This is a genomic window from Brachybacterium sp. FME24, assembly GCF_014897705.1.
Classification (GTDB): domain Bacteria; phylum Actinomycetota; class Actinomycetes; order Actinomycetales; family Dermabacteraceae; genus Brachybacterium.
On the sequence record NZ_JABUXV010000039.1, the window covers coordinates 1 to 5,873 of the forward strand.

General features: G+C 67.3%; 6 protein-coding genes. 3 read left to right on the top strand and 3 right to left on the bottom strand.

Features of this window, described 5'->3' with window-relative positions:
- Positions 1 to 108: 108 nt before the first annotated feature.
- Both INT51_RS21775 and INT51_RS21780 read left to right on the top strand, forming a co-directional pair.
- A complete protein-coding gene (locus INT51_RS21775; protein ID WP_193107485.1) occupies positions 109 to 1,074 on the top strand; it encodes a Gfo/Idh/MocA family protein in 966 nt (321 codons plus the stop codon).
- 25 nt (positions 1,075 to 1,099) lie between these two features.
- Positions 1,100 to 2,113: a Gfo/Idh/MocA family protein gene (locus INT51_RS21780; RefSeq protein WP_193107486.1), complete on the top strand. Its 1,014-nt coding sequence runs from the start codon at positions 1,100 to 1,102 to the stop codon at positions 2,111 to 2,113.
- A gap of 78 nt (positions 2,114 to 2,191) precedes the next feature.
- Here INT51_RS21780 and INT51_RS21785 read toward each other — a convergent pair whose 3' ends face one another.
- The 3 genes from INT51_RS21785 to INT51_RS21795 all read right to left on the bottom strand — a co-directional run bounded on the left by INT51_RS21785 (position 2,192) and on the right by INT51_RS21795 (position 4,933).
- A complete protein-coding gene (locus INT51_RS21785) occupies positions 2,192 to 3,067 on the bottom strand; it encodes an aminoglycoside phosphotransferase family protein (protein WP_193107487.1) in 876 nt (291 codons plus the stop codon).
- A gap of 127 nt (positions 3,068 to 3,194) precedes the next feature.
- The gene (locus INT51_RS21790; protein ID WP_193107488.1) at positions 3,195 to 3,788 is read right to left on the bottom strand and encodes a GrpB family protein; all 594 of its coding nucleotides are present in this window, start codon (positions 3,786 to 3,788) and stop codon (positions 3,195 to 3,197) included.
- 167 nt (positions 3,789 to 3,955) lie between these two features.
- Positions 3,956 to 4,933: a phosphotransferase family protein gene (locus INT51_RS21795; RefSeq protein ID WP_193107489.1), complete on the bottom strand. Its 978-nt coding sequence runs from the start codon at positions 4,931 to 4,933 to the stop codon at positions 3,956 to 3,958.
- A gap of 236 nt (positions 4,934 to 5,169) precedes the next feature.
- On the opposite strand from INT51_RS21795, the gene INT51_RS21800 reads away from it, so the two are divergent.
- Positions 5,170 to 5,619, top strand: a complete 450-nt coding sequence (locus INT51_RS21800) for a GNAT family N-acetyltransferase (protein ID WP_193107490.1) — start codon at positions 5,170 to 5,172, stop codon at positions 5,617 to 5,619.
- The last annotated feature ends 254 nt before the right edge of the window (positions 5,620 to 5,873 follow it).

Genomic DNA, 5,873 nt, shown 5'->3' on the forward strand with positions numbered 1-5,873 from the left:
CTTCACCCATCACGACCCACCCCTCGGACACCTCAACGATGAAAGCCCGAGGCTAGCATCTCAGCGGCGAACACGGAACGCGCTGTGAAGCTTCAGGAGGAACTGCCCATGTCCCACTCCCTGCGAATCGCCGTTCTCGGGGCGTGGCACGTCCACGCCCGGGACTACGGTCGCGCCCTCCGCGCGCATCCGGAGGTCGAGGTGATCGGGATCTGGGACGAGGACAGCGCACGCGGCCGGCAGCTCGCCGAGCAGCTGGGCATCGAGTTCGTCGCCTCCCGGGACCATCTGCTGGGGAGATCGGACCTGGACGGCGTCGTGGTCACCACGGCGACCCGCGACCACGACGAGGTGATCGCCGCGGCGCTGTCCGCGGGCAGGCACGTGTTCACCGAGAAGCTGCTCTCGCCCACCGTGGCAGGCTGCGACGCGCTGATCGCTCTCGCCGACCAGCACGACCGGGTCCTCACCGTCTCCCTGCCGCGGCTCGCCCTGGGCTGCGTCGCGGCGCTGCGGGACCTGCTGGATTCCGGTGCGCTCGGCACAGTGGTGACCTCCCGCGTGCGCCTGGCCCACGGAGGTGGCCTCACCGACCAGCTGCCGGAGTGGTTCTACGACCCGCAGGAGGCGCTCGGCGGCGCCTTCACCGATCTGGGAGCGCACCCCGCCTGCCTCACCCAGGTGATCCTGGGGGACGAGTTCGAGAGCGTCCATGCGGCGTACGCGCACGTCACCGGGCGAGCCGTGGAGGACAGCGCCGTCGTCACCGTCACCACCGCCGGCGGGGCGATCGGCGTCATCGAGACCGGGTTCGTCACCCCGTCGGGCCCGCTGAGCTTCGAGGTGCACGGCACCGAGGGATCCGTCCTCTACGGCACCGACCCCGGCGGCGCCCCTCGCCTGCGCCTGCGCACCGCCGACGGCTGGTCAGAGATCGAGATCCCCGACAACGGACCCGCGCCCCTGCAGCAGTGGGCCGAAGCGATCCGGCGGCGCGAACGCACCACCGACAACCTCGCCCGCGCCCGCGCTCTGACCTCCCTGGTCGTCGCCGCGAACGACTCCGCCCGCTGAGCCCCACCCCCCGAGGAGACCCGACATGACCACCACGAACGCACCCTTGCGCGTCGGCCTGATCGGCGGCGGCAACATCGCCGACGCCCACCTGCGCGGCTACGCCGCCCACCGCGACCGCGTGCAGGTCACCGCGATCGCCGACGCCGACCCCGAGACCCTCTCCCGCCGCATGGAGCAGACCGGGGCGACGGGCTACGCCGACTTCCACGACCTGCTGGGCGACGCCGACATCGATGCGGTCGACATCTGCCTGCCCCATCACCTGCACCGCGCCGCGATCGTCGCGGCCGCGCAGGCCGGCCGGCACATCCTGTGCGAGAAGCCGCTGTGCCTGACCGCCGAGGAGGCCGTCGCGGTGCGCGCGGAGGTCCAGGCCGCCGGGGTGACCTTCATGTGCGCGCACAACAAGCTGTTCCTGCCGGCCGTGGCCCGGGCCAAGGAGCTCGTGGACTCCGGGGCACTGGGCACCGTCTACGAAGTGCGCACCACCGACGCCTTCTACAACGACTTCGATCCCTCCACCATGGGATGGCGCGCCCACGCCGCCACCTCGGGCGGCGGGGAGTTCATCGACACCGGTTACCACCCCACGTACCTGATGATGCACCTGGCAGGTGCCCGGCCCAGCTCCGTCTTCTCGATGATGTCCACGCACCGCCTGCGCTTCATGGAGGGCGAGGACTCCGCCCAGGTGCTGGTGCGGTTCGACAGCGGAGCCGTGGGTCAGATCGCGACCTCCTGGGCGTACCCGCGGGTGCCGGGGGCGGAACGCTTCGCCGTCATGGGGGAGAAGGGGTCGCTGACCTCCGACGGGAACACGCTGCGCGTCTCCCTGCGGGAGCATGAGGCCGAGCAGGTGTACTCGACCCGGTTGAGCGACCCCTTCGCCGCGGAGATCGCCGACTTCGTGGACTGCATTCAGGAGGGCCGCCGCCCGCTGCACGGCGTGCAGGAGGGCATCGACGTCCTCGGCATCATCCTGGCCGCGTATGCGAGCGCGGAGTCCGGCCGCGCCGAGGAGGTCGCGGCGATCTGAGCGGCTCACGCGGCAGAGGGCCTGGGCCTCCGAGCCGCTATGGACCGTCTGCGATACGGGCACGGGAGCTTGAGCGGGTCAGCCCGTTACGGGGTCGGCAAGGACCTGGGCGAGGACGCGGCTCTGCATGCCCTCCGAGTCGGGGCTCGAAAGCTCGGCCATGGTCACCAGCGCCTTCCACAGTGCCCAGCCGCGGGCCCGCCGCCAGGTGTCGGCCGACAGACCGACAGCCTCGCGGAAGGCTGTGCGGTCCTCGGCGCTGAAGTACGTCCAGGCCATGACGAGGTCGCACGCCGGGTCGCCCACGGCGCAGCCTCCGAAGTCGATGACCGCAGACAGCTTGCCGTCGGTGGTGAGCAGGTTCCCTGCGGCGACGTCGCCGTGGACCCACGTAGGGGTGCCGGGCCAGGCGGAGCGCACCGCCTCAGCCCAGATGTGTCGGCAGGAGGCGGCGTCCACGGCGCTGCCAACCCGCTCTAGGGCCTGCTCGACCTCGTAGCCGTACACGCTGGGATGGCACCCACGGAAAGCGGAATGGGCCCCGGAGGCCGGGCCCGGACCGACTGGGGCCCGGCGCAGAGCGGTGAGGAAGACGCCGAGATCACGCGCTAGCCGGGTTCGGTCGATACCGGTCGCGTCCTCGACGGTCACGCCAGGTAGCCAGTGCCGCAACGACCACGGGAACGGGTAGGCCGCCGCTGGCCGGCCGGTAGCGACCGGCGCTGGCACCGCGAACGGAAGATGTCCGGCCAGACTGGGAAGGCAGCGGTCCTCCTTTGCCACGGCGGCGACGTAGCCCTCGGCGCTAGGCAGCCGCACGACCAGCTCGTCGCCGAGCCGGAACGTCCGGTTGTCCCAGCCCTGGCGGGCTACGGGACGTACATGAAGGTCGCGCCACTCGGGGAACTGCTCGGCGACCAAGGCGCGCACGAGTTCAGCAGTGATATCGACCATGGTCGCCAGTCTGAAGGAGCCCCACCCGGCCCGCATCCCTATTTTCTCGATCGAGCGCGGAATGAGGTCCAGTACGGCGGTGATCCGGCTGGCCAATGCGTCGAAGCCGACCATTTGCGGCGTGCGTTTATCGAGCGCCGCCGGAGTAGCTTCGCGGTGCCCAACCTGCTTCTGTTGCCCATGCCTCCGCAAGCTGCATCAACAGTCGCCACGCGGGCGCCTTGATCTGCCCGTAGGCGGCCAGGTCGGTCGCACTTTCAGCTGCCTTCATCTTGAACAGCGCCCACTCGTTCGCACGGTCAGGTCGTGCACGGAGGTGGTCGCGGAACAACAGGGATAGTCGTTCGGTGCCGCTCGGCGTGACTCTCACGTGGATGTTCACGGCCCGATCACCAACCGGTGGTGCAAAGACCATCTTCGGCCAGTCCCGCCCGTAAGCCTCCTCCACGTTGTTCCACGGCTCCGGACGTCGGCGGTACCCGGCGCTGGCGAGGGTCTGCGCAGCACCGCTGCTTCCTAGATCATGCACAAGGATCATCATGTCCAGGCAGTCCTTGGCCGCCATGCCAGGGATTGACGTGGACCCTATGTGCTCGACTGCTGCAGCTGTGGGAACGAGTGCGCTCAACGCATGCGCGAGTGCAGCCCCCTCAGCCTCCCAACAAGCACGGTATTTGTGCACCTGCACGCCGTCATCGGTGACCTCGTCGTCAAAGGGCATCACCCGCCTCCTCACGGTCTCGGCGTCTACGCGTTGAACATACGTGAGACGGCCTCACCAAAGGCGCACGCCCTGCTCACGCGCCCCAACTGACGGCGGTCTCAATCGGTCAGCGCATCTCGCTGCGAGCTCCGAACTCTGCCCGCCTCGCGGGGTGGGTGCGATCGTCAGATTCCCGCGCGGTCGAGCCAGTTCCGCCCAGCGCTGGTGCTCAGGAAACCGATCAGGTCGATGAGTCGGGCGCCTGGACGATCTCGATTGCTTCCCCTGGGACGAGGTGTCGGGCGATAGTCCAGCTGGGAGACCGCGCACCACAGCTGATCCCACAAGATCCTTCCCTCTGCGGAACTGTCACCGTCCAGGGCTGCGACGTCGCGATACCCCGACAGCGCCCAGTCGGCGGCCCTCATCGGCAGATACCGGAACTCCAATGCTGGGTCACCCCACCCGGCATCGCCCCAGTCGATGATCGCGGTGAACGCGCCGTCGGCGCTCATCAGGTTGGTGGTCTTCACGTCCTGGTGCAAGAACCGACGGAACCGGTCGGCACCTTCCACTGCCGGCGCTAACCGCTCCCACAGACCAGCAAGAACCCTGACGCCGCCCTCGTCGACGAACCCCTTGTCCTGCAGAACCTGAGCGAAATCAGCGGTGACCCACCGGCCAGGTCGATCAAGTCGCTCCATAGGATCCGGCACCGACGTGACCCCGAGATGGAGCCGAGCCAGCTCCTGGCCCACCGACCGGAACACGCGAGGAGCGCTTGGGGCATCAAGACTCATTCCGCCCAGATCAGAACCAGGGGCCATCCGGTAGATCGTGTAGGGCGAGTCGATCAGGTCGCGAGAATCGTCGAACACCAGCAACTCCGGTGTCGCGATGCCGGCTGCGACCACGGCAGGGACCGCGACCGACTCGGTGTAAGCATCGGCCTCCGCGTCCTGGTGACCCTGAACGGGGATCCGCAGGACCGCAACGTCGCTGATCCCGTAAACCCAGTTGACCAGTCCTGTCTGGTTCAGCAGACGCGTAGACCTCGGGTCGAAGCCGTGCCGACTACAGATCAAAGAGACGACTTCGTCCGCGGGCGGGCGACCCCGGTCAAGCTCACGATCACGCCACATGTCCTCATTGCCCGTCGTCACTCGCTAACCCTGACATACCCGTGAATGGTCGGCGACCTCTACTGATAAGCGCCCCTCACACCCGGGCAGCAGTCCCGCAGTCTGCCAGGGACGGGCATCGTTCGGCCGAGCATTAATCCTCGGACCGTGCCGTGCGGGTCTCGATCATGAGGTCGCAGGGCATGTCTACCTCCCGCGGGCCACATCGTTGACGTCGTTCGCGCTCGTCCCGATGATCGTGCTGCCAAGATGTGGGCATGTCAGAGTTGAGCCTCACCATCTATCAGGCGGAGGATCAGGAGAGTTTCGCTCGCCTGGTCGAAGATGTTCATGCTGAGTTCGGGTTCAAGTACAACGCTCAGCTGGATGCTGACCTCGACGATCCGGAGTCGCACTATCCGTTCATCTTGCTGGTCAAGTGGGGAAGCTCGGTGGTCGGCAGTGCAGCCCTCACTGAGCCTCGCACTGGAGCCGTGACGCTCAAACGGATGTATCTACGGCCGTCGCTTCGCGGTCTTGGCTGGGGTCGCCGCCTTCTCGAGGGGGTGACAGAGCGTGCGGTTATGGACGGTTGCGAGCAGATCCAACTTGATACCACCACTCGCCAGACCGGTGCGCGTCGGCTGTATGAGAAAAGCGGGTTCAAGCTCATTTGCCAGGACGGCGAAACGCTCGTTTACTCCAAGGGCCTGCGCCCATCCACCTGAAAAGTGTAGGACACTCCAACAGCGCGCCGTTAGGATGCCGGGCAGATCGTCGAGTACTCACCATTCCGGGTGCCCAGATCGACGTCGAGAACGTAGCGTCCGCACATGGCGTGCCTCCCTTGGCATGGTGGCCATGATCGTATTCATTGTCCGCATCCGTACATCTCCTTGGGCCCGTCTCCGATGTGCCCTGTGCAGCTGAAGCGCCCTGGGTTTCGTTCCGAGTCTCAGCAAGGAGAATCGGAACATGCCCA

What these genes read in the sequence shown, in the direction of transcription:
- INT51_RS21790 (WP_193107488.1), bottom strand. Translation starts at nt 3,788, where the DNA reads ATGCCCTTTGACGACGAGGTCACCGATGACGGCGTGCAGGTGCACAAA.
- INT51_RS21785 (WP_193107487.1), bottom strand. Translation starts at nt 3,067, where the DNA reads ATGGTCGATATCACTGCTGAACTCGTGCGCGCCTTGGTCGCCGAGCAG.
- INT51_RS21780 (WP_193107486.1), top strand. Translation starts at nt 1,100, where the DNA reads ATGACCACCACGAACGCACCCTTGCGCGTCGGCCTGATCGGCGGCGGC.
- INT51_RS21800 (WP_193107490.1), top strand. Translation starts at nt 5,170, where the DNA reads ATGTCAGAGTTGAGCCTCACCATCTATCAGGCGGAGGATCAGGAGAGT.
- INT51_RS21775 (WP_193107485.1), top strand. Translation starts at nt 109, where the DNA reads ATGTCCCACTCCCTGCGAATCGCCGTTCTCGGGGCGTGGCACGTCCAC.